General features: G+C 60.6%; 19 protein-coding genes. 16 read left to right on the top strand and 3 right to left on the bottom strand.

The window, feature by feature from the left end; translation table 11 throughout:
* Positions 1 to 82: 82 nt before the first annotated feature.
* From BV908_RS06935 to BV908_RS06920, 4 genes are all read left to right on the top strand, one after another.
* Entirely contained in the window at positions 83 to 421 is a 339-nt protein-coding gene (locus BV908_RS06935) for a transposase (RefSeq protein ID WP_015912731.1), read from the top strand.
* Positions 418 to 750, top strand: a complete 333-nt coding sequence (gene tnpB / locus BV908_RS06930) for an IS66 family insertion sequence element accessory protein TnpB (protein WP_015912732.1) — start codon at positions 418 to 420, stop codon at positions 748 to 750. The genes BV908_RS06935 and tnpB overlap by 4 nt, the downstream gene beginning before the upstream one ends.
* 80 nt (positions 751 to 830) lie before the next feature.
* Positions 831 to 2,384, top strand: coding sequence for an IS66 family transposase (locus BV908_RS06925; RefSeq protein ID WP_015913892.1), 1,554 nt, complete (start codon positions 831 to 833; stop codon positions 2,382 to 2,384).
* A gap of 50 nt (positions 2,385 to 2,434) precedes the next feature.
* On the top strand, positions 2,435 to 2,956 hold the full coding sequence (locus tag BV908_RS06920) for an ArgP/LysG family DNA-binding transcriptional regulator (RefSeq protein ID WP_281631026.1): 522 nt from the start codon (positions 2,435 to 2,437) through the stop codon (positions 2,954 to 2,956).
* A 12-nt stretch (positions 2,957 to 2,968) separates the two neighbouring features.
* Here the strand turns inward: BV908_RS06920 and BV908_RS06915 are convergent, their stop codons facing one another.
* A complete protein-coding gene (locus BV908_RS06915) occupies positions 2,969 to 3,313 on the bottom strand; it encodes an antibiotic biosynthesis monooxygenase (protein ID WP_246867463.1) in 345 nt (114 codons plus the stop codon).
* A gap of 290 nt (positions 3,314 to 3,603) precedes the next feature.
* On the opposite strand from BV908_RS06915, the gene BV908_RS06910 reads away from it, so the two are divergent.
* The 9 genes from BV908_RS06910 (at position 3,604) to BV908_RS06870 (ending at position 12,348) form a co-directional block, all read left to right on the top strand.
* Entirely contained in the window at positions 3,604 to 4,593 is a 990-nt protein-coding gene (locus tag BV908_RS06910) for a tripartite tricarboxylate transporter substrate binding protein (protein ID WP_146052203.1), read from the top strand.
* Between the two features lie 7 nt (positions 4,594 to 4,600).
* Positions 4,601 to 6,079, top strand: coding sequence for an amidase (locus BV908_RS06905; protein ID WP_246867462.1), 1,479 nt, complete (start codon positions 4,601 to 4,603; stop codon positions 6,077 to 6,079).
* Positions 6,080 to 6,123: 44 nt separating this feature from the next.
* Positions 6,124 to 7,149 (top strand): GlxA family transcriptional regulator, encoded by a 1,026-nt coding sequence (locus tag BV908_RS06900; protein ID WP_103737634.1) that lies wholly within the window; start codon positions 6,124 to 6,126, stop codon positions 7,147 to 7,149.
* A 300-nt stretch (positions 7,150 to 7,449) separates the two neighbouring features.
* Positions 7,450 to 8,652 (top strand): CaiB/BaiF CoA-transferase family protein, encoded by a 1,203-nt coding sequence (locus BV908_RS06895; protein ID WP_103737633.1) that lies wholly within the window; start codon positions 7,450 to 7,452, stop codon positions 8,650 to 8,652.
* 179 nt (positions 8,653 to 8,831) lie between these two features.
* Positions 8,832 to 9,539: a CoA transferase subunit A gene (locus tag BV908_RS06890; protein WP_103737632.1), complete on the top strand. Its 708-nt coding sequence runs from the start codon at positions 8,832 to 8,834 to the stop codon at positions 9,537 to 9,539.
* Positions 9,540 to 9,541: 2 nt separating this feature from the next.
* Positions 9,542 to 10,183, top strand: coding sequence for a CoA transferase subunit B (locus tag BV908_RS06885; RefSeq protein ID WP_103737631.1), 642 nt, complete (start codon positions 9,542 to 9,544; stop codon positions 10,181 to 10,183).
* Between the two features lie 22 nt (positions 10,184 to 10,205).
* Positions 10,206 to 10,817, top strand: a complete 612-nt coding sequence (locus tag BV908_RS06880; protein WP_103737630.1) for a TfuA-like protein — start codon at positions 10,206 to 10,208, stop codon at positions 10,815 to 10,817.
* Between the two features lie 53 nt (positions 10,818 to 10,870).
* Positions 10,871 to 11,809 carry an agmatinase gene (speB, locus tag BV908_RS06875; protein WP_246867466.1) on the top strand — a complete coding sequence of 313 codons (939 nt, stop codon included), beginning with the start codon at positions 10,871 to 10,873 and terminating at the stop codon, positions 11,807 to 11,809.
* Positions 11,810 to 11,883: 74 nt separating this feature from the next.
* Positions 11,884 to 12,348 carry a VOC family protein gene (locus BV908_RS06870; RefSeq protein ID WP_103737628.1) on the top strand — a complete coding sequence of 155 codons (465 nt, stop codon included), beginning with the start codon at positions 11,884 to 11,886 and terminating at the stop codon, positions 12,346 to 12,348.
* A gap of 12 nt (positions 12,349 to 12,360) precedes the next feature.
* Here the strand turns inward: BV908_RS06870 and BV908_RS06865 are convergent, their stop codons facing one another.
* A complete protein-coding gene (locus BV908_RS06865; protein WP_103737627.1) occupies positions 12,361 to 13,719 on the bottom strand; it encodes a sigma 54-interacting transcriptional regulator in 1,359 nt (452 codons plus the stop codon).
* A 318-nt stretch (positions 13,720 to 14,037) separates the two neighbouring features.
* Between BV908_RS06865 and BV908_RS06860 the strand changes: the two genes are divergently transcribed.
* The 3 genes from BV908_RS06860 to acs all read left to right on the top strand — a co-directional run bounded on the left by BV908_RS06860 (position 14,038) and on the right by acs (position 18,528).
* Complete coding sequence (locus BV908_RS06860; RefSeq protein WP_103737626.1) at positions 14,038 to 14,823, top strand: alpha/beta fold hydrolase; 786 nt, start codon at positions 14,038 to 14,040, stop codon at positions 14,821 to 14,823.
* A 12-nt stretch (positions 14,824 to 14,835) separates the two neighbouring features.
* Positions 14,836 to 16,455, top strand: coding sequence for an MFS transporter (locus tag BV908_RS06855; protein ID WP_103737625.1), 1,620 nt, complete (start codon positions 14,836 to 14,838; stop codon positions 16,453 to 16,455).
* Between the two features lie 126 nt (positions 16,456 to 16,581).
* Entirely contained in the window at positions 16,582 to 18,528 is a 1,947-nt protein-coding gene (gene acs, locus BV908_RS06850; protein WP_103737624.1) for an acetate--CoA ligase, read from the top strand.
* A 60-nt stretch (positions 18,529 to 18,588) separates the two neighbouring features.
* Here the strand turns inward: acs and BV908_RS06845 are convergent, their stop codons facing one another.
* Positions 18,589 to 19,497, bottom strand: coding sequence for a LysR family transcriptional regulator (locus tag BV908_RS06845; protein WP_103737623.1), 909 nt, complete (start codon positions 19,495 to 19,497; stop codon positions 18,589 to 18,591).
* Positions 19,498 to 19,647: the final 150 nt, after the last annotated feature.

Below are 19,647 nucleotides of genomic sequence, written 5' to 3'. Positions count from 1 at the left end.
GTAAGCGCACGGTCATCCCACCCTTGAGGGCGGCGGCGTAAGCGGCAACGATGGTGTCCACCAAACCAGATAGGTGGACACCATGACCGAAGCCCAGAACAAGACCCGTCGGCGCCACAGCGCCGAGCTCAAGCAGCAGATCCTGGCCGAGTGCGCCCAGCCCGGTGCATCGGTGGCCAGCGTGGCGCTCTCGCACGGCATCAACGCCAACGTCGTGCACAAATGGCGCCGACTGGCCCATGCCCCCAGCACAGATATGCAAGTTCCCACCTTCGTGCCGGTGACGCTGCCTGCGCCCAGCTGTGCGCCGGCCCCAGACATCCGCATCGAGTTGCGCCGTGGCGCTACCAGCATCTCGCTGACCTGGCCGGTCTGCGCGGCCGAGCACTGCGCGGCCTGGATGCGGGACCTGCTCAAGTGATCCGCATCGACGCCCTGTGGCTGGCTACCGAGCCGCTGGACATGCGTGCCGGCACAGACACCGCGCTGGCCCGTGTGGTGGCCGTCTTCGGTGCTGCGCGTCCGCATCACGCCTACCTGTTTGCCAACCGGAGAGCCAGCCGCATGAAGGTGTTGGTGCACGACGGCATTGGGGTGTGGCTGGCGGCGCGGCGCCTGAACAGCGGCAAGTTCGTCTGGCCGCGTGACGGTGCGTTGACCACCACGCTCAGCCGCTCGCAGTTCGACGCTCTGGTGCTCGGGTTGCCTTGGCAGCGCCTGGGCGATGGTGGCCTCATCACCGTGCTCTGAATCTGATCGCTGACATGCGGCCTGCCAATCGGTGCATGTGCCAATGGCGTGGCGTTACCGGCGCTGGCACAGTCATGCCCATGGTCGTAGAGCCGCAATCCCTGGATAGTCTGAGTCCCGAGCAATTGCGCTCGGCGCTGCTGTCCATGCTGCAAGCCGCTGCTGCCAAGGACCAGGAGCTTGCCTTCAAGCAGACCCTCATCGACAAGCTCACGCACGAGAACGCGCTCTTGAAGCGCATGAAGTTCGCCGCCCAATCAGAGCGCTTCAGCCCTGAGCAGAAGAGCCTGCTCGACGACGAGATCGAAGCGGACCTGGCGGCCGTGGCCAGCGAGATCGACGCGCTGGCGCAGACGCAAGCACCGGCCACCCCCGAGAAGAGACAGGCCAAGCGGATGCCCTTGCCGGCGCACCTGCCACGCCGCGAGATCCGCCACGAACCCACGTCCACCACGTGCGCGTGTGGCTGCCAGATGAAACGCGTGGGCGAGGACGTGGCCGAGAAGCTGGACTATGTGCCCGGCGTCTTCAGTGTCGAGCGCCACATCCGCGGCAAGTGGGCCTGCGCCCGGTGCGAGACCATTCAACAAGCGCCGGTCGAGGCGCACGTCATCGACAAAGGTATCCCCACCACCGGCCTGCTGGCCCAGGTGCTGGTGGGCAAGTACGCCGATCACCTGCCGCTGTACCGGCAGGAGGCGATCTTCGGCCGCGCTGGCCTGGCCATCCCTCGCTCGACCCTGGCGCAGTGGGTGGGCACCTGCGGGGTGCGGCTGCAGCCGCTGGTCGATGCCCTGAAGACCGAGATCCTCAGCCACCGGGTGCTACACGCCGATGAGACGCCGGTGGCCATGCTCAAGCCCGGCGATGGCAAGACGCACCGCGCCTACCTCTGGGCCTATGCGCCGGGGGCCTTCGAGAGCATCAAGGCTGTGGTCTACGACTTCTGCGAATCCCGCTCGGGCGAACACGCCCGGCGCTTCCTGGGCCACGGCACCGACAAGGCCTGGAAGGGCTGCCTGACCTGCGACGACTTCAGCGGCTACAAGGCCTTGATCGCCAGCGGCGTGACCGAGGTGGGCTGTCTGGCCCATGCCCGGCGCAAGTTCTTCGACCTGCACGCGGCCAACCAGAGCCAGATCGCCGAGTTCGCCCTGCAGCAGTTCGCCCGGGTCTATGAGATCGAGCGGGACGTCAAAGAGCTGGACACCGAGCAACGGCAAGCCGTTCGGCAGCAGCAGACCCGGCCGATCCTGGACGCTCTTAACGAGTGGATGACGCTGCAACGGCGCCAGGTGCCCGACGGATCAGCAACCGCCAAGGCGCTGGACTACAGCCTGCGGCGCTGGGATGCGCTGACCCGATTCGTGGATGACGGACAACTGCCGGTCGACAACAACTGGATCGAGAACCAGATCCGGCCCATTGCCATCGGTCGTAACAACTGGCTGTTTGCCGGCAGCCTGCGTGCGGGCCAGCGAGCGGCCGCCGTCATGAGCCTGATCCAGTCGGCCCGTATGAACGGGCACGACCCGTATGCCTACCTCAAGGACGTGCTCACGCGACTGCCCACGCACAAGGCCAGCCGCATCGTCGAGCTCCTGCCACACCGCTGGAAACCCGCCGACGCCTGATCACCGGCCTCGGTAGGCCTGGGTTTGCCGGACGCTTACATCTGTTCGACGTGCGCGTGGATGACCAGGATCACACGCTCAGGCTGCTGCGCGACGGCTCGGTGCTAGGTGCAGTGACGGGTGAAGCAGCGCCGGTGCAGGGCTGCGAGGTTCTGGCGCTAGGGGCGATGCGCTACCAGGCCATCGCCTCGCCGGAGTTCGCGGCGCGGTACTTTCAGGCGGGCGTGAACGCCGCATCGCTGGCTCAGGCGCCAATGATCGTCTTCGACCGCAAGGACGAGTTGCAATGGCGCTTCGTGCGCCGGATCACCCGCGCCCGGCTGGCGCCCCCCATCCACTACCTGCCGACGCCCACCGGCTTCGTTGAGGCGGCAACCCTCGGGCTGGGCTGGTGCCTTGCGCCTGAATCGCTGGTGCAACCTGCACTCAAGGCCGGCCGTGTGGCCCTTATCGCTCCGGATCGGTGGTTGGACGTGCCCCTGTATTGGCAGCATGCCGCCGTTCGCTCCGATACCTTGCAGAACATCAGCACCGTACTGCACAGCACGGCCACCAGCACCTTGCGCGGCTGAGACGGTGATGCGTCAAGGTCGCGAGGCCTGCCGCTGACCCAGCGGGTGTGCAATGCCGCCATCGCCATAGGTGTGCATCACCTGAGCAATGATGACCTGATAGCCGTCGAGCCACTGGGCTTGTTTGCGCTTGGCTTCCTGGTGCACCGGGTGGTCGATGAGGGTGCGCAGCGCCTCCATGCTTTCCCAGTAGTACACGTTGGAGATGAGCCCGGAGTCTTGGTTCTCCCAGGCTTCTTCGCCGATGTATCCGGGAATGGACCTGGCGAGCTGGGCAATGCTGCTGTCCAGCGCATGGAAGTCGTCATCGAACTCACGCTTGGCAAATGTGAAGGTGGAGGTGTAGACAGTGCTCACCAAATAGAACTCCATTGATTCTGACTAGGGAGGATCAGTAAACCTGTAGCACTTTATCGCATTCATCGTGGCCTATCAGGTGGCCGAATTCGGATGAAGATTCACATCCAGCCAAAACTGCGGCCAATCTTGCCAACGGATGTTGGCAACTGGCGAGCGGCCGCGTCTCGAACGGTATAGGTTTGTAATCTCTCAGCAGGAGGTGCAGTAGGCAGAAAATCATAAAAAGAATTCAAGCCTATGTTGATGTCCTCATTTTTTGAAAACCCTTGAGACTACTCTTCTTGGTCATGAAAATTTCACATCGCCTATCTTTTGCCGCACTCGTAAGCACAGTCGCTATTGGCTTGCATCCTCTTTCAACCAACGCAACCGAAGCCTTTCCCCGCAAAGCCGTAACGATCATCACATCCTTCTCTGCAGGCACTGGCCCTGATGCAATGATGCGAGCTGTGGGAGAGAAACTATCGGCCAAGTGGAAGCAGCCTGTGGTCATTGACAACCGGCCTGGAGGCGCCGGCTACCTTGCTATTAACGCGGTACGCAACACAAGTGCGGATGGTCACACCTTGATGCTACATGAGGCTATTTCACTGAATGCCTTGCCGCATCTCTACAAGACGCGCAGTTTCAAGGTTCTTGATACTTTCGAGCCAGTTGGCGTTCTCTACACCACACCATTGATGGTGGTGGTTTCCAAGGATGCCCCATGGAAGACTCTCGCCGAAATGCTGGCCGACGCACGGCGTTCTCCCGGGAAGTTGACGTACGGCACCTGGGGGGTGGGAACATCAGCGCACCTTCATACGGTCCTCCTGGGGGAGCAGGCCAAGGTAACTATGCTGCATGTACCCTACAAGGAGATGCCACAACTTTATACAGGCGTGAGTACTCGCGAAACCGATTGGGCATTTGGTGGCGCCGCCTCAACTCAATTCGTTTACCAAAGTGGAAAAGCGCGCTATCTGGCTGTCACTACGGCAAAGCGCCTGCCTGCCTTTCCTGATCTCCCGACCGTCAACGAAACCCCCGGCCTCGAAAACTACGTGCTTGAAGGAGGCGTTGTTCTCATGGCACCCAAGGGGCTTCCGGCTGCCGTTCGAGATCGCATTAACGCAGATCTTCGCGAAGCAGTCGTGCAAGCAGATATTCAAAAACGATACAGTACTTTCGGCTTTTCAAGCTCTGATTGGAGCGCAGATCAATTGCGTCGCGACCTGCAGGAAAAGGCAGTGCTATACCAGCGAGTGATCAGGGAAAACAATATCTCTGCCGAGTGAGGCTTCATTGATTCAAGAGTCTTTTCATACGACGCTCCGTTCGCTCCAACTGTCTTCGCCTGAATGTCCCGTCGCACAACTGCCCGCGGAACCTTGGCGTTGGAGCGCGGTTGATATTGCCAGGAAAATCGCTGACGGCGCCCTTTCGAGCGTTGAAGCGACGCAAAGCATTCTCGAACGGATAGCGGCTGTCAACGGTCGGATCAATGCCATTGTCCATCTCGATACCGAGGCTGCGCTAGATGCAGCTCGCGCTGCCGATACTGCCGTGGCCAAGGGGATGCCGACAGGGGTACTCAATGGAGTGCCGGTTACCATCAAACTCAACGTCGATGTCAGGGGTGAGGCTACTACTAACGGTGTGTCTGCTTTCAAGGATCGCATCGCACCCGACGACAGTTCGGTCGTGAGCAATCTGCGTGCAGCCGGTGCGGTCTTCACTGGACGCACTAATACACCGCCTTTCAATTTTCGCTGGTTTACCGAAAATCCTCTGCATGGGCGCACCCTCAATCCATGGAGTGATGATATCGGGCCGGGCGGTTCGAGTGGAGGTGCCGGCGCCGCCTTGGCTTCAGGCATGTGCCCTCTGGCGCATGGAACGGACATAGGGGGGTCCATCCGATATCCTGCCTACGTCAACGGAGTCGCAGGCCTGAGGCCAACGCCGGGGCGCATTCCCGCATACCATCCCACCACCGGTCTGCGGCACTTTGGTTTACAGGCCATTTCGGCACAAGGCCCTATGGCCCGCTCGGTGGCCGATCTCGAACTCGGGTTGTTGGCCATGTGTGCGCCTGATATGAACGATCCCATGTGGATCGATGCTCATTTGGACTATGCCGACGACACTCAATTCGTCCGTGTGGGCTTGGTGGAAAATATTCCCGATTGCCCCCTGGCACCAGCAGTCCGCGATGCACTGCGCTTCAGTGCGGACTGGCTGTCCAACGCTGGCTACATGGTCGAGAAGGTACAACTCGATGGCTTCACAGAGGGCACGGAACTCTGGCAAAGCTTGGTCGTTACAGAGTTTCGCCAGCACATGATGGCTATGCTGAAAGCAGCGAGTTGCGAACGTTTTGAGCGCTCGGTGCAAGGGATGATTGCTGTAAGTCCTTCAGTGGATCTCGCGGCCTATCTCGGAGCTCATGCACGACGTGACGCTCTTCGCCGTCAATGGAATCTCCTTCTGAATCAGTATCCATTGCTGCTGATGCCTACCTCGTGCTTGGAGCCCCTACCTTGGGACGCCGATCTCTCGGGTGACGACTCAATGCAGCGGTTGATGGCTGCTCAAAGCCCTCTGCTTACGTTGGCGGTACTGGGCTTACCCTCACTGAGCATCCCTACAGGCTTGGCTCAGGGACTCCCTTCTGGCGTTCAATTGGTGGCAGGCAGCTTTCGCGAGCGGCGCCTGCTCGTTGCCGGCCAAGTCATTGAACGGGCGGCTGAGATGCCGAACGCGTTTGATCGGCTGATGTAAATAATCGATAAGGGATACCCCTTCACCACACCTCTGATCAGTTGATGAAAACCGGCCATCCAGTCCTGAACGCTACAGGCAAGGACGAGCCCCGACGCATTGCATTGGGGATCGTATTGTTTCCAGGATTTCAGTTGCTCGACATTGCAGGGCCGCGCGACGCGTTTGATGAAGTTGCACAGCAAAGTAATGGTTTATGGCGCTATGACATTTGCACCATTGGTACAACGCGTGGCAGCATTAACTCCTCTAGTGGTATGTCGATGCTGGCTGATCGCACTATTTTTGATCCCAGCCCATGCTTGGATACGTTAATCGTCCCCGGCGGTGCAGGCGTATTTGATGCGATTCAAGATTCCACACTACTGAGTTGGTTACGCAAGCAAAGTCGCGAGTGCCGACGCATAGTTTCGATTTGCAATGGGGCCTTTGCCTTAGGAGCAGCTGGCTTGCTGAATGAGCATTCAGCAAGCACACATTGGAAGGATGCTGCAGAATTGGCTCGCCGCTTTCCTCGCGTAAAAGTCAACGCTGACCGGCTATTTATAAAAGATCGGAAAATCTACACTACCGCAGGCGTAACTGCTGGCATTGATCTTTCGCTCGTTTTGATAGAAGAGGACTTCGGAAAAGCCTTGGCATTGGAAGTCGCCAGGTACCTAGTGGTCTACTTACGACGTGGAGGGGGGCAGTCGCAGTTCAGTCCACTGCTATGTAGTCAAGCCTCGACTGGCTCGAAGGTGGAGGTAGTTCAGCACCACTTGCTCAGTCACCTTGACCAAGCCCACACTCTGAAATCGATTGCGCAACAGGTACACATGAGTGAAAGAAGTCTTTCACGCCGATTCATTCAGGAGACTGGGGCGAGTCCGATGGCCTTTCTCAATAACGCACGTATTGATGCGGTTCGAAGCTGGTTGGAGGATTCAGATCTCTCCATCAAGGAGATCGCACAACGCTGTGGTTTTGATCACATCGGAGCTTTGCAACGAAACTTCCGCAACCGCCTTGGCTTGTCACCTACAGCCTATCGTGAGCGCTTTCGCTCCTGCGATCTTGCTTGTGAGTAGTTCAAGGGCATGCAATTGAAGCGGACCGGGCACCTCAAGGAAATGAGCATAGATATCTTCCAATGCCCAGGCCACAGAAAGACAAATTTCCTTCCATGAAGTCGTGCTGGTTGGCCGAATTTACAGCACAAATGGCGCAATGAAGCCTCACATTTCCGGCTGATGCAGCCTTTCAATGACTAGCCTTGTCAGAACGGATTGCTCCCCTTGCTTGGCGTGCAACCTGCAGCCGCTGCTGCGGGTGTCTTGACACATAGGAGGACTTTCCAAACTGGATTCGCGTTAGAAAGGAAGACTGTTATGGCGTCATTGGATGGCGTGAAGGTGGTGGATTTATCTCGGGTTCTGGCTGGGCCGTTGTGTGGGCAGATCCTGGGAGACCACGGAGCCGATGTCGTCAAGGTTGAAGGACCCGCAGGCGACGAAACGCGCACGTGGGGGCCTCCATTCAACGATGCAGGCATGGCCTCGTACTTTGCTGCTGCCAACCGCAATAAGCGTACTGTGTGCGTGGACGTGTCCGAGCCCGAAGGGCGTGACGTGGTGATGCGCCTGCTGCAGGACGCCGACGTGCTGATCGAGAATTTCAAAATCGGCACGCTGGAGCGCTGGGGCATGGGCTACGACGAGGTGCTGCGCGAGCGCTTTCCGCGCCTGATCCATTGCCGTGTGACGGGTTTCGGTGCCACCGGCCCGCTGGGTGGGCTGCCGGGCTACGACGCGGCAGTGCAGGCGCTGAGCGGCCTGATGAGCATCAATGGAGACCCCGAGGGCGTGCCCACACGTGTGGGCGTTCCCATCGTGGACGTGACCACCGGGCTCAACGCTGCCATTGGCATTCTGATGGCACTGCATGAGCGCGAACGCAGTGGGAAAGGACAGTCGGTGGAATCGGCTTTGTTCGATAGTGCGCTCTTCGCGCTGTTCCCGCACACGATCAACACCTTGTTCACCGGGCGGGCGCCGCAGCGCTCGGGCAATGGGCATCCCAACATCGCGCCCTACGACACCTATGCCACTGCCACCGAGCCGATTTACCTGGCTGTAGGCAACAACGGCCAGTTCCAGCGCATGTGCGAGGCCGTGGGCCATGCGCACCTCGCCACAGACGAGCGCTATGCCACCAATGCGCAACGCGCGGTGCACCGCTTCGAACTCAAGCAGGACCTGCAGAGGGCCTTCAGCACCTTCGAGGCGCAGGCGCTGTTCGAGAAGCTGGTCTCGGTGGGCGTGCCCTGCGGCGTGATCCACAACGTGGTCGAAGCGCTCAACCACCCGCACACGGCACACCGCGGCATGGTGGCCGAAGTAGATGGCTGCCGCTCCGTGGCCTCGCCGATCAAGCTCAGCCGCACGCCGGCCAACTACCGCCTTGCTCCGCCGCTGGAGATCGGTCAAAACACCCGAGAGGTGTTGGATGAAGCAGGCTTGTCGGAGCAGCAAATCGAGCTGCTTCTCAAGCGCGGGGTGATCCGCCAGGCATCCATTGATGGCAACCAATGACGGTTTGGCCGAAATTGCAGGCGGTATGGCTAGAAGTCCCGGCAGATTCCAGGTCCGTGCTCTTTATACGTCGGTAGTCTTTTGCTGATCCCCGCGCAACGCGGTGCCAAGTGCTGCCCACCAAAACCTGTAGCCAGCGTGATGTTGGGCGGGTTCAGTTTCTTTTCCAGGAGGCAAGTTTGAACAAGATATACCCCAGTGCCGCCGAGGCGCTTCGAGGTGTTGTGGCCGACAACCAGCTATTGGCCGTTGGCGGCTTCGGCCTATGCGGCGTACCGGAGCTGCTGATTGATGCGCTGCGCGACAGTGGCGTACAAAACCTCTCCGTGATTTCCAACAACGCGGGCGTCAACGGACTCGGCCTTGGCAAGTTATTGCTGTCGCGCCAGATCAAGAAGATGTATTCCTCCTATGTTGGCGAGAACAAGGAGTTCGAGCGCCAGTACCTTGCCGGTGAACTGGAGCTGGAGTTCACCCCTCAGGGTACTTTGGCCGAAAAGCTGCGTGCGGGTGGCGCCGGCATCCCTGCATTCTTCACGAGGACAGGGGTGGGTACGGTAGTGGCCGAAGGCAAAGAGACACGTGTGTTCAATGGCGAGACCTATGTGATGGAGGAGTCGTTCTTCCCTGATGTGTCTTTGGTGAAGGCGCATATCGCCGACAAATCTGGAAACCTGCGCTTTCGCATGACCGCTCGCGGCTTCAATCCGGCTGTCGCCACGGCGGGAAAAATCACCATTGTCGAAGCGGAAAAGATCGTCGAGAACGGAGAGCTGGCTCCTGACGATGTGCATCTCCCGGGCATCTATGTGCACCGCATTGTCCATAACCCGGACCCCACCAAACACATTGAACACCGCACGGTGACTCTGAAATCGGGAGATTGAACATGGCATGGACAAAGGATCAGATGGCTGCGCGGGCAGCCAAGGAGCTTCAGGATGGCTTTTATGTCAATCTTGGCATCGGCATCCCCACCCTGGTGGCCAACCATGTGCCCAGCGACATCGAAGTCTGGCTGCAGAGTGAAAACGGCCTGCTGGGAATCGGCCCCTTTCCCACGGAAGACCAAGTGGATGCGGACTTGATCAATGCCGGTAAGCAGACCGTAACGACCATTCCAGGCTCGTCTTTTTTCGGCACGGATCAGAGTTTCGCCATGATCCGGGGAGGAAAAATCAACGTGTCCATCCTGGGCGCCATGCAGGTGAGCCAGGAAGGCGATCTTGCCAACTGGATGATCCCGGGCAAGATGGTGAAAGGCATGGGCGGTGCCATGGACCTGGTGGCTGGCGTGAAACGGGTCATCGTGCTGATGGAGCATGTGGCACGGACGAAGGACGGGACCACCGACCTGAAGATCCTGCCGACATGCACGCTTCCGCTCACCGGAGTCGGCGTCGTTGATCGGATCATCACGGACTTGGGCGTGATGGACGTGACGCCGCAGGGGCTGAAGCTCATCGAACTGGCCGATGGGGTGACCTTCCAGGAGATCCAGGAAAAGACGGGCGTTCCACTCTTGCAGTAGGACTGCTTTTCGGCCGACCAACGTGAAACCGATCGTGTTCCTGGGATTGAGCCTGGCAGCGGTGGAAGCCAAGCAAATTCTCGATGCGGATTATCGAGGGCCGGTTGTCCAAGGCGACCTTGATGCCATTACCTCCCCGGCGTTGGTCGTCATCATCGACGGCATCTTGGACTGCGACCAGCGGCTGCCCAGGGCTGAGGTGGCCCGGGCACTGGATCGCGGCCTGGTCATCCACGGCGTATCGAGCTTGGGGGCCGTACTGGCCGTCGAGTTGGAGCACAAGGGGCTGAAAGGCTCTGGCCGGATATACGAGGTGCTGCGCGATTTGGATGCAGATTTACCAAATCTGATCGCGGCGCTCTATACCGCCGACCAGCTCAGACCATTGACGACTCCATTAATCAATGCCGTCGTTTACTGCAGGGAACAGGGCATGGGCACGGGGAACCTCGATGCCGTGGTGCATGAACTCGCGAGCATTCCGCTTGATGCCCGCAACTGGGAAGGTATCGAAGATGCGACAGCCCGTGCAGGCGTGAAATTGCCAGCTACGGTACGCCTCATGGACGTGAAGCGAGAGGATGCCATCAACTTGCTCCAAGCATTGAATAAATACCCGTTCATTGGGAAATGACCTTACGCCATAGGGAGGCCGTCGTGACAGATTCGTCCATATCAAAAAGCCGCATTCGCCCTCGGCCCACAGACAACGCTTTCCTGGGCGACCTGCATGGCGGCTCCCGCGAGCCGACATACTCCGGTGCGCTGTCCTTCATGAGACGGCGCTTCAGCCGTGATCTGAATGGGGTGGACGTGGCAATCTGGGGGGTACCCTTCGATGCAGCAACCTCCAATCGCCCGGGCGCGCGCTTTGGGCCGCAGGCCATGCGCCGGGCTTCGGCCATCTTCAATGGCGACCCGCAGTTCCCCTCTGGCCATGATCCATTCGACACGCTTGCCGTCGTGGATTGGGGCGACTGCTCATTTGACTTTCGCCACCTTGAGCGCGTACCCGAACTCATCCAGGCGCAGGCCGCCGAGATTCTCGCGACAGGAACCCATCTGATTACGCTCGGCGGAGACCATTCGATCGCTCTGCCGCTGCTGCGCGCCCACGCGCAGATCCACGGGCCATTGGCCTTGGTGCAGTTCGATGCCCATCAGGACACCTGGCAGGACGGCGGGGGCCAGTCGCATGGCGCCTTTGTCACGCGAGCCAAAGCAGAGGGGGCCATCGACACCCACCGTTCAATCCAAGTTGGTGTCCGTACCATCGCGCCCAATGATTTCGGCATCGAGATCATCAACGCCCATGAAGCGCGCGAACTGGGCGCGGCAGGAATCGCCAGGCGGATTCGAGAGCGGGTGGGAACTGCTCCGGCCTACCTGTCATTCGACATTGACGCGCTCGACCCGGCCTTTGCCCCAGGGACGGGTACGCCCGTCATTGGTGGACTGGCCTCCGTCGATGCCCTGCTCACCCTGTGGATGCTGCGTGACCTTGACTGGCGTGGCATGGATCTCGTTGAGGTGGCTCCGCCCTATGACCATGCCGACATCACAGCGCTCGCGGGCGCGGCCGTGGTGCAGCACTACCTTCAAGTACTGGCCGAGAAGTCTCGCTGACGGCGGCCAAAGATCAATGGACAGCACAGGTTCGGTCCTCGTGTCCTCACCCTTCACAACCCACGGGAGAACCCATGATTTCTGGCGTCAAATACGGACACACCAACCTGATTGCAAAAGACTGGCGCAGCTTGGCGAAGTTCTACGAAGAACATTTCGGCTGCGTTCCGGTCCCGCCCGAGCGAGACTTCAAGGGCCACGACCTGGAGCGTGGGACAGGTATCCCGGGGGCCCATTTGCGCGGCGCCCACCTTCGCTTGCCAGGCCACGGTGCGGAAGGCCCGACCTTGGAGATTTTCAACTTCAATGTGCTTGAGGAAAGGCCCGGCGTGGCAGTGAATCGACCGGGGTTCGGTCATATCGCGTTCATCGTGGATGACGTAGCCGCCGCTAGAGAGACCGTTCTGGCCGCCGGGGGACAGCCTGTCGGAGAAATCGTCACGCTCACCAATGCGGCCGGGATGCGGCTGACCTGGGTCTATGTGACAGACCCGGAAGGGAACGTGCTCGAACTGCAATCGCGCCCGACCAAAGCCTAGGAGCGTGGGCGGCTAGCTGTTCGTGATGCCGTGGGCCTCCATCATGCGGTACAGATGCGCCCGGCTGATTCCCAGCAGCTCTGCCGCCCGGCGCTTGTTTCCCTTGGCTTGCGCCAGTGCGGACTGGATCTCCGCCTTGGCCAGATGCTGCATGCGTCGCTTCAATGAAGCGCCAGCCTCGGTGCCTGCTTGCTCCGGCACCGGCTCCACCTCGGTAAGAAGCAGTTTGCCGGTCACGAGCAGCCGCGTCAGTGCATTCTCCAGTTCCCGGACGTTTCCCGGCCACGGGTGATGGAGCAGGCGCTGGCGGTCTTCTGCCGTCAGCTTCGGGCAGGGCTTGCCGAGCCGGGAGGCGATGCGTTCCAGCAAACGGTCGGCAAGAGCTGCAATGTCGCTGCGCTCGCGCAGTGCGGGCACTTCGACCGTCAAAACGTTCAGCCGGTGATAGAGGTCTTCACGGAAGCGGCCAGCCTTGATCTGCTGCGCAAGCGTCCGGTGGGTCGCGCAGATGATTCGCGCGTTGATGGTCACCGGGGTCGTCCCCCCCACGCGGACGATCTCGTTGGTCTGGAGCACCCGCAGCAGGCTGGCCTGGAGCGACAGCGGCATGTCGCCGATCTCGTCCAGAAACAGCACACCATCTGTCGCCATCTCGAACTTTCCCGGCTTGCCGCGCTGGCGAGCACCCGTGAATGCGCCGCCGTCGTAACCAAACAATTCGGCCTCGATCAGTTCGCTGGGGATGGAGGCGCAGTTGACCCATACGAAGGGGCCGGTGGATCGGTCTGACAGGGCATGAATCACATGCGCCGCCAACTCCTTGCCCGTACCCGTCTCGCCGGAAACGAGCACCGGCAATTCGTACTGCGCGACCAGTTCGAGCGAGGCGCGATAGGCATCCATGCGTTCGCCGTGGCCCATGACATCCGCCAGCGTGAACCGGGATTGCCACTGTTTACCGCCTTGGGGCAGCGAGAGTTCCGTCTTGAACACGCGCCCATAGGTGGATTTGAGCAGGCTCACGTCGGAGAACAGCGCAAACCCGACGGCGCCGACGATTTCACCATTGCGCCTTACCGGAACCTGCTTGGTCACCAGCTTGTGCCCTCGCACTTCCAGCGGGTAGCCGACCTGGGTTTCCTTCCCCTGGGCCACCAGGTGCAGCTTGGTGGCCGGGCCGATCACGTCGGCGATGTGGCGTCCGACGAACTCCTCAGGGCTGCCGCCTAGAACTTGGCAGTACGGCTCGTTGATGAGAACGATGGTGCCCGTCGTATCGACAACGACCAGGCTGTCCGAGACGTGGTCGAGCACCAGTTTCAAAAACTCTGCCTCCTCGAATGGATCGAGAAGCCGTTCCGAAAGCGCCATGGAAGTCTCCTTTGCGAGATGCCGCCGCAGAAACCTCTGGCATCCATTGCAAGTGTCTCATATTAGAGATTTTGAAGACTCTAAAAAGAGACATATTCATGATGGCACCCACTCATTTCACCCTTGTGAAACCCAGTTCGTGAGATATTTATCTAATAAAAACAATGAGTTGGTTTGATTTTTCTCTCAACCAAAGAGCCTGGCACAAGGTTTGCATAAAGAGCATGGGCCTGGACACTTCCGGGCTCACCGGGGCTGGGCTTGTCCTTCCAAGGGGCACTTCAGTCTTTACAAAGACCAAACCAAAGGATGAGACAAATGACGCGCATCGATACGATGAATATTGGAGACACCGTGGTCCGGGTTTCGGGCACGGGAACACCGCTGGTGTTCGTTCATGGCTTCACGACGACTTCCGAGTTTTGGCGTGAGCAGGTCGAGCCGTTCTCGTCCAATCACAGGGTCATCCGCATCAACCTGCCCGGACACGGTGTTTCGCCCCGTCCCGAGGGACGTGCCTACACCATCGAGGCATTCGCCGATGACGTTCTCAAGGTGTATGAGGCGTTGGAAATCAAGGACGCCGTTCTTGTCGGCCTGTCGATGGGTGGAGCCATCGCCCAGCATTTCACGCTGACCCATCCGCAGCGCGTGCGGGCGCTGGTGCTGGTCGATACCACGCCGCACGGCCTGGGCGAAGACGTCAACGTGGACAACGTGCTGAAGGCGATCGAGGAACTGGGCGTCGTGACCGCCAGCCAGAACGTCATCGACCGCTCTTTCGGCAGCGCCACGAGCGCGGAACTGCTGGCCTTTGCCAAGGCGGAAGTGGCCCAGACCCCGGCCTTCGTGGCGCGACAGGCCATCGCGTCGCTCAACGCCACCGACAGTCGCGCGCGGCTGGGCGAGATTCATGTGCCCACGCTGATCCTGGTGGGCAACGAAGACATCATCACACCGCCGTGCGAATCCGAGGTGCTGGCAAAGGGCATCCCCAACAGCCGGCTGGAGGTCATCGCCGACGCGGGACATTTCCCGATGCTGGAGCAGCCCCAAGCGTTCAACCGCGTGCTGGCCGACTTCCTGGCCCGGCAAACCAACTGATGGGAGGCCACCATGCAAACCCCATCCCTGGCATCCACTGCTCCCTCGGGCGCTGCCCACCAACAGGACACCAAGCGCGTCGTCTTCGCCGCAGCGCTCGGCACCGTGTTCGAGTGGTATGACTTTTTCATCTACGGATCGCTCGCCGCCTTCTTCAGCACCTTGTTCTTCCCCAAGGGCAACGAAACCGCGGCCCTGCTCGCGGCGCTGGCGACCTTCGGTGCCGGCTTCGTGCTGCGTCCTTTCGGCGCCATCGTCTTCGGCCGTCTCGGCGATGTGGTCGGGCGCAAGAAGACCTTTCTCATCACGATGCTGGTGATGGGCTTTGCCACGGCGGGCATCGGCCTCCTGCCGACCTATGCGTCCGTGGGCTGGACTGCGCCGGCGCTGCTGGTGATCTTGCGCCTGCTGCAAGGCCTGGCCGTGGGCGGAGAGTTCGGCGGCGCCGTCACCTACGTGGCCGAGCACTCTGCTGCGAACAAGCGGGGCTTCACGACCAGTTGGATCCAGATCACCGGCACGCTCGGGCTCTTCATCTCCCTGATCGTGATCGTGCTGTGCAAATCGTCGATGTCGGAAGAGGCATTCGCAAGCTGGGGCTGGCGCCTGCCGTTCATCGGCTCGATCGCTCTGTTGCTGCTCTCGCTCTACATCCGTCTGAAGCTGCACGAGTCGCCGGTCTTCGAGGAGATGAAGAAGCAGGGGCGCACGTCCAAGAACCCCATCGCCGAGACGCTGGGCAACGGCAAGAACCTGCGCATCGTGCTGGTGGCCATCTTCGGCATCGTCGCGGGCCAGGCAGTCATTTGGTACACGGGCCATTTCTACAGCCTGTACTTCATGACGACGACGCTCAAGATGACGCACGAACAGGCGGACCTCTACCTGCTCAGCGCGCTCACGTTGGGCACGCCGTTCTTCCTGTTCTTCGGCTGGCTCTCCGACAAGATCGGGCGCAAGTGGATCGTGCTGACGGGGTGCGCGCTTTCCGCCCTGTGCTTCATGCCCTTGTTCCAGGCACTGGCGACCTATGGCAATCCGGCACTTGCCGAGTTCCGCGCCAAGACCGTGGTGACGATCAGCGGCAACGATTGCCGTGAAGACCAGTCGGTTATCGGCCAGTTGTTCAAGCCGCAGGCAACGACGCCATGCACGCGGACCAAGGCGCTGCTGACGGCACAGTCGGTGCCCTATACCGTCAAGGCTGACGCGGAGCCCCTGCGCATCCAGATCAACGGTGAAAACCTGCAAGACCCCACCGAAGCCAGATTGCTGGCGGCGCTGACGGAGCAGGGGCTGCCAGCAGCCAAAGCTCCGGTGCAGCCCAATGGGCCGATGGTGGTTGCCGTCCTGTTCGCGTTGGTCTTCCTGGCAACCATGGTCTACGGGCCGCTGGGCGCCTTGCTGGTCGAATTGTTCCCTGTGCATATACGGTATAGCGGCGTTTCGCTGGCCTTGCAGTTGGGCAATGGATGGATCGGTGGATTCGCGCCCTTCGTCGCCACGGCCGTCGTCATTGCCACGGGCAACATCTTCGGGGGCCTCTGGTACACCGTGGGCTTTGCGGGCCTGACGGCCGTCATTGGTGCGTTCCTCTTGCCGGAGACACGCAATCGCGACTTGCGTGAATAGTGCCAGGTATCGCCGACACAGGAGCAGGGACTGCATCGCCACGCCGTGCAGTGCCTGCCTCTCCATCCCTTCCGTGTTTCCTATGGACTCTTGCGGAAACCTTCAGAACAACAAGAGAGACAAGCCATGACACAGGACGTGTATCCCGTACCGGCCGGGTTCGCCGGCCCCAACACCATCGACCAGGACGGCTACGACAGGCTGTATCAGGAATCGGTGAATGATCCCGAGACTTTCTGGCGCCGCATCGCCAAGCGTTTGCAATGGTTCAGGGAACCCACGCAAATCAAGGACACCAGTTTCAAGCCCGACGACTTCCGTATCCGCTGGTTTGCCGATGGCGAACTCAATGCCAGCGTCAATTGCCTGGATCGGCACCTCGCCACGCGCGGCGACAAGACCGCCATTCTGTGGGAGCCGGACGATCCGAACACGCCAGCACAGAAGATCAGCTATCGCGAGCTGCATGAGCGGGTCTGCCGGCTGGGCAACGCACTGCGCAGGCTCGGTGTGCGCAAGGGCGATCGCGTGACCGTCTATCTGCCGATGGTGCCGGATGCCGCCGTGGCGTTGCTGGCCTGCGCGCGCATCGGCGCCATCCACAACGTGGTGTTCGGCGGCTTCTCGCCCAGTTCGGTGGCGGACCGCATCCGCGACAGCGGCGCCAAGCTCATCATCACGGCCGATGAAGGATTGCGAGCGGGCCGCAGGGTTCCCCTGAAGGCCAACGTGGATGCGGCCCTGCAGCAAGAGGGCACCGACAGCGTGGGCAAGGTGGTCGTTCTGCGGCATACCGGGGGCGAGGTGGCCTGGCAGCAAGACCGCGATGTCTGGCTGCACGAAATCACCGCCAATGAGCCAGCGCAGTGCGAGCCCGAACGCATGAATGCGGAAGATCCGCTGTTCATCCTCTACACCTCGGGCTCCACCGGCAAGCCCAAGGGCGTGGTGCACACCACGGGCGGCTATCTGGTCCATGCCAGCTACAGCCACGAGGCCGCATTCGATCTGCGCGAGGACGATGTTTTCTGGTGCACTGCGGATGTTGGCTGGGTCACGGGGCACAGCTACATCATCTATGGCCCGCTGGCCAACGGTGCCACGACGTTGATCTTCGAGGGTGTACCGAGCTATCCGGACAATTCGCGTTTCTGGCAGGCGGTGGACAAGCACCAGGTCACCATCTTCTACACGGCCCCGACAGCCATCCGAGCGCTGATGCGAGACGGCGATGAACCGGTGAAGAAGACCTCGCGCCAGTCGCTGAGAGTGCTGGGCTCCGTAGGAGAGCCCATCAATCCCGAAGCCTGGCGCTGGTACCACGAAGTGGTCGGGAACGGCAAACTGCCCATCGTCGATACCTGGTGGCAGACCGAAACGGGCGGCTTCATGATCGCGCCGATCCCGGGGGCCATGCCGCTCAAGCCCGGCTCGGCCAGCAAGCCATTCTTTGGTGTGCAACCTGCGCTGGTCGATGCGGAGGGCCACCCCATCGAAGGCGCGGGCGAAGGCAATCTGGTCATCACCGACTCCTGGCCTGGCCAGGCACGCACCGTTTTTGGCGACCATCAGCGCTTCATCGACACTTACTTCAGTGCCTATCCCGGCGTGTACTTCACCGGAGATGGCTGCCGCCGCGATGCGGACGGCTATTACTGGATCACGGGCCGCGTGGATGACGTCATCAATGTCAGCGGCCACCGCATCGGCACCGCAGAACTGGAGAGCGCGCTGGTGCTGCACCCCAAGGTAGCCGAAGCTGCCGCGGTCGGCTTCAACCATGACCTCAAAGGCCAGGGCATCTACGTCTACGTCACGCTGGTGGCTGGCGAGGCGCCCGGCGACGAACTGCGCAAGGAGTTGACGGCGCATGTGCGCAAGGTGATCGGACCCATCGCCACGCCTGACTTCCTGCAATGGGCGCCAGCGCTGCCCAAGACGCGCTCGGGCAAGATCATGCGGCGCATCCTGCGGAAGATTGCGGAGAATGCCCCCGACCAACTCGGCGACACCAGCACGCTGGCCGATCCGGCGGTGGTAGAGCGGCTGGTGAAGGATCGCCTCAATACATAGGGTTCCATGCAGAACTGCTGAGCTGGGTAAGGACGGGGCCTGCCCCCTGTCCCTGCCGCATCAAATCCGAGCCAAGCTCACTGCCGGGGCGTCGGGACACAGCTGCGCCACGAACTGTTCGCGAAGCCAGTGGCGCGGCGCGTCGCGCTTGACGCAGACGCGGTGTTGGCGCAAAGCCCACGGCTCATCCAGTGCTGCGATCACCGTATGCTCTTCGTCCTGGGGCGTGACTGCCGAGCGCGGCAGGATAGCCAGTCCTGCTCCAGAGGCCACGAGTGCAGCAATCGCCCCAAACCCTGTTACCTGTACGCGCACGTCAAGACGGCCGCCAAGTAGCGCGGCCTGATTGGTCAGATAGGTATGCAGTGCAGTCCCGGTCTGAAGACTGATGAAGGGGTGATTCAGGCAATCGGAAAAGCGCAACGAGCGGTGCTGGGAAAAAGCATGGCGACGCGGCAACAGCACGACGAAATGATCTTCCCGGTAGGGGTAGAAAGAAAGCTGCGGATGGTCGGTATCCACAGCCACGATCCCCACATCTGCCCGTCCCTCGGCCACAGCCGGAATGATGTCTGTGCCCATGCGTTCTTGCAGATGAATGCGAACGTCGGGATAGCTGGCCAGAAAAGCAGCGAGATCCTGAGGCAGGAATGAGTGCAGGACATTGTTGTTCGCCAGCACCGTGAGCCGGCCGCTCAAGCCTTGGGCAAAGGGAGCCAGGTCGGCCTCCATCTGAACGAGACCAGCCACGCATCGCTGCACATGCTCAAGCATGATTTCTCCGGCAGCGGTGGGTACGACGCCACGTGCGTGGCGGACAAACAGCGCCGTACCCAACGCCTCTTCGAGCGCCTTGATCCGGAGACTGGCCGACGAGGGGGAGAGATGGCATAGGGCAGCGCCACGCGACACATTCCCCTCCTGGCAAATCGCATGGAACACTCTCAAATCGGTTAGTTCGTAGCGCATTGTCTCTTTGCTGCTGTGAAATCCTAAGTGTGGCTCCATTAAGGAAAATTACAAAGCGTTTGTAAAAGACAAAACCATGATTTGAGAAATCTCGCTTGTTGGGCCTGAGAACTCTTTGAATACTCCGGCCTTGATTTACTCAAGGAGACA

This window comes from Diaphorobacter sp. LR2014-1, assembly GCF_002916785.1.
GTDB classification, from domain to species: domain Bacteria; phylum Pseudomonadota; class Gammaproteobacteria; order Burkholderiales; family Burkholderiaceae_C; genus Diaphorobacter; species Diaphorobacter nitroreducens.
This window is presented reverse-complemented; position numbering and strand designations above follow the sequence as displayed.

Excerpts from the sequence above, each read along its gene's own strand:
- BV908_RS06935 (WP_015912731.1), top strand. The coding sequence starts at position 83 with ATGACCGAAGCCCAGAACAAGACCCGTCGGCGCCACAGCGCCGAGCTC.
- BV908_RS06925 (WP_015913892.1), top strand. The coding sequence starts at position 831 with ATGGTCGTAGAGCCGCAATCCCTGGATAGTCTGAGTCCCGAGCAATTG.
- BV908_RS06910 (WP_146052203.1), top strand. The coding sequence starts at position 3,604 with ATGAAAATTTCACATCGCCTATCTTTTGCCGCACTCGTAAGCACAGTC.
- BV908_RS06900 (WP_103737634.1), top strand. The coding sequence starts at position 6,124 with ATGAAAACCGGCCATCCAGTCCTGAACGCTACAGGCAAGGACGAGCCC.
- BV908_RS06895 (WP_103737633.1), top strand. The coding sequence starts at position 7,450 with ATGGCGTCATTGGATGGCGTGAAGGTGGTGGATTTATCTCGGGTTCTG.
- BV908_RS06885 (WP_103737631.1), top strand. The coding sequence starts at position 9,542 with ATGGCATGGACAAAGGATCAGATGGCTGCGCGGGCAGCCAAGGAGCTT.
- BV908_RS06870 (WP_103737628.1), top strand. The coding sequence starts at position 11,884 with ATGATTTCTGGCGTCAAATACGGACACACCAACCTGATTGCAAAAGAC.
- BV908_RS06865 (WP_103737627.1), bottom strand. The coding sequence starts at position 13,719 with ATGGCGCTTTCGGAACGGCTTCTCGATCCATTCGAGGAGGCAGAGTTT.
- BV908_RS06860 (WP_103737626.1), top strand. The coding sequence starts at position 14,038 with ATGACGCGCATCGATACGATGAATATTGGAGACACCGTGGTCCGGGTT.
- BV908_RS06855 (WP_103737625.1), top strand. The coding sequence starts at position 14,836 with ATGCAAACCCCATCCCTGGCATCCACTGCTCCCTCGGGCGCTGCCCAC.
- acs (WP_103737624.1), top strand. The coding sequence starts at position 16,582 with ATGACACAGGACGTGTATCCCGTACCGGCCGGGTTCGCCGGCCCCAAC.
- BV908_RS06845 (WP_103737623.1), bottom strand. The coding sequence starts at position 19,497 with ATGCGCTACGAACTAACCGATTTGAGAGTGTTCCATGCGATTTGCCAG.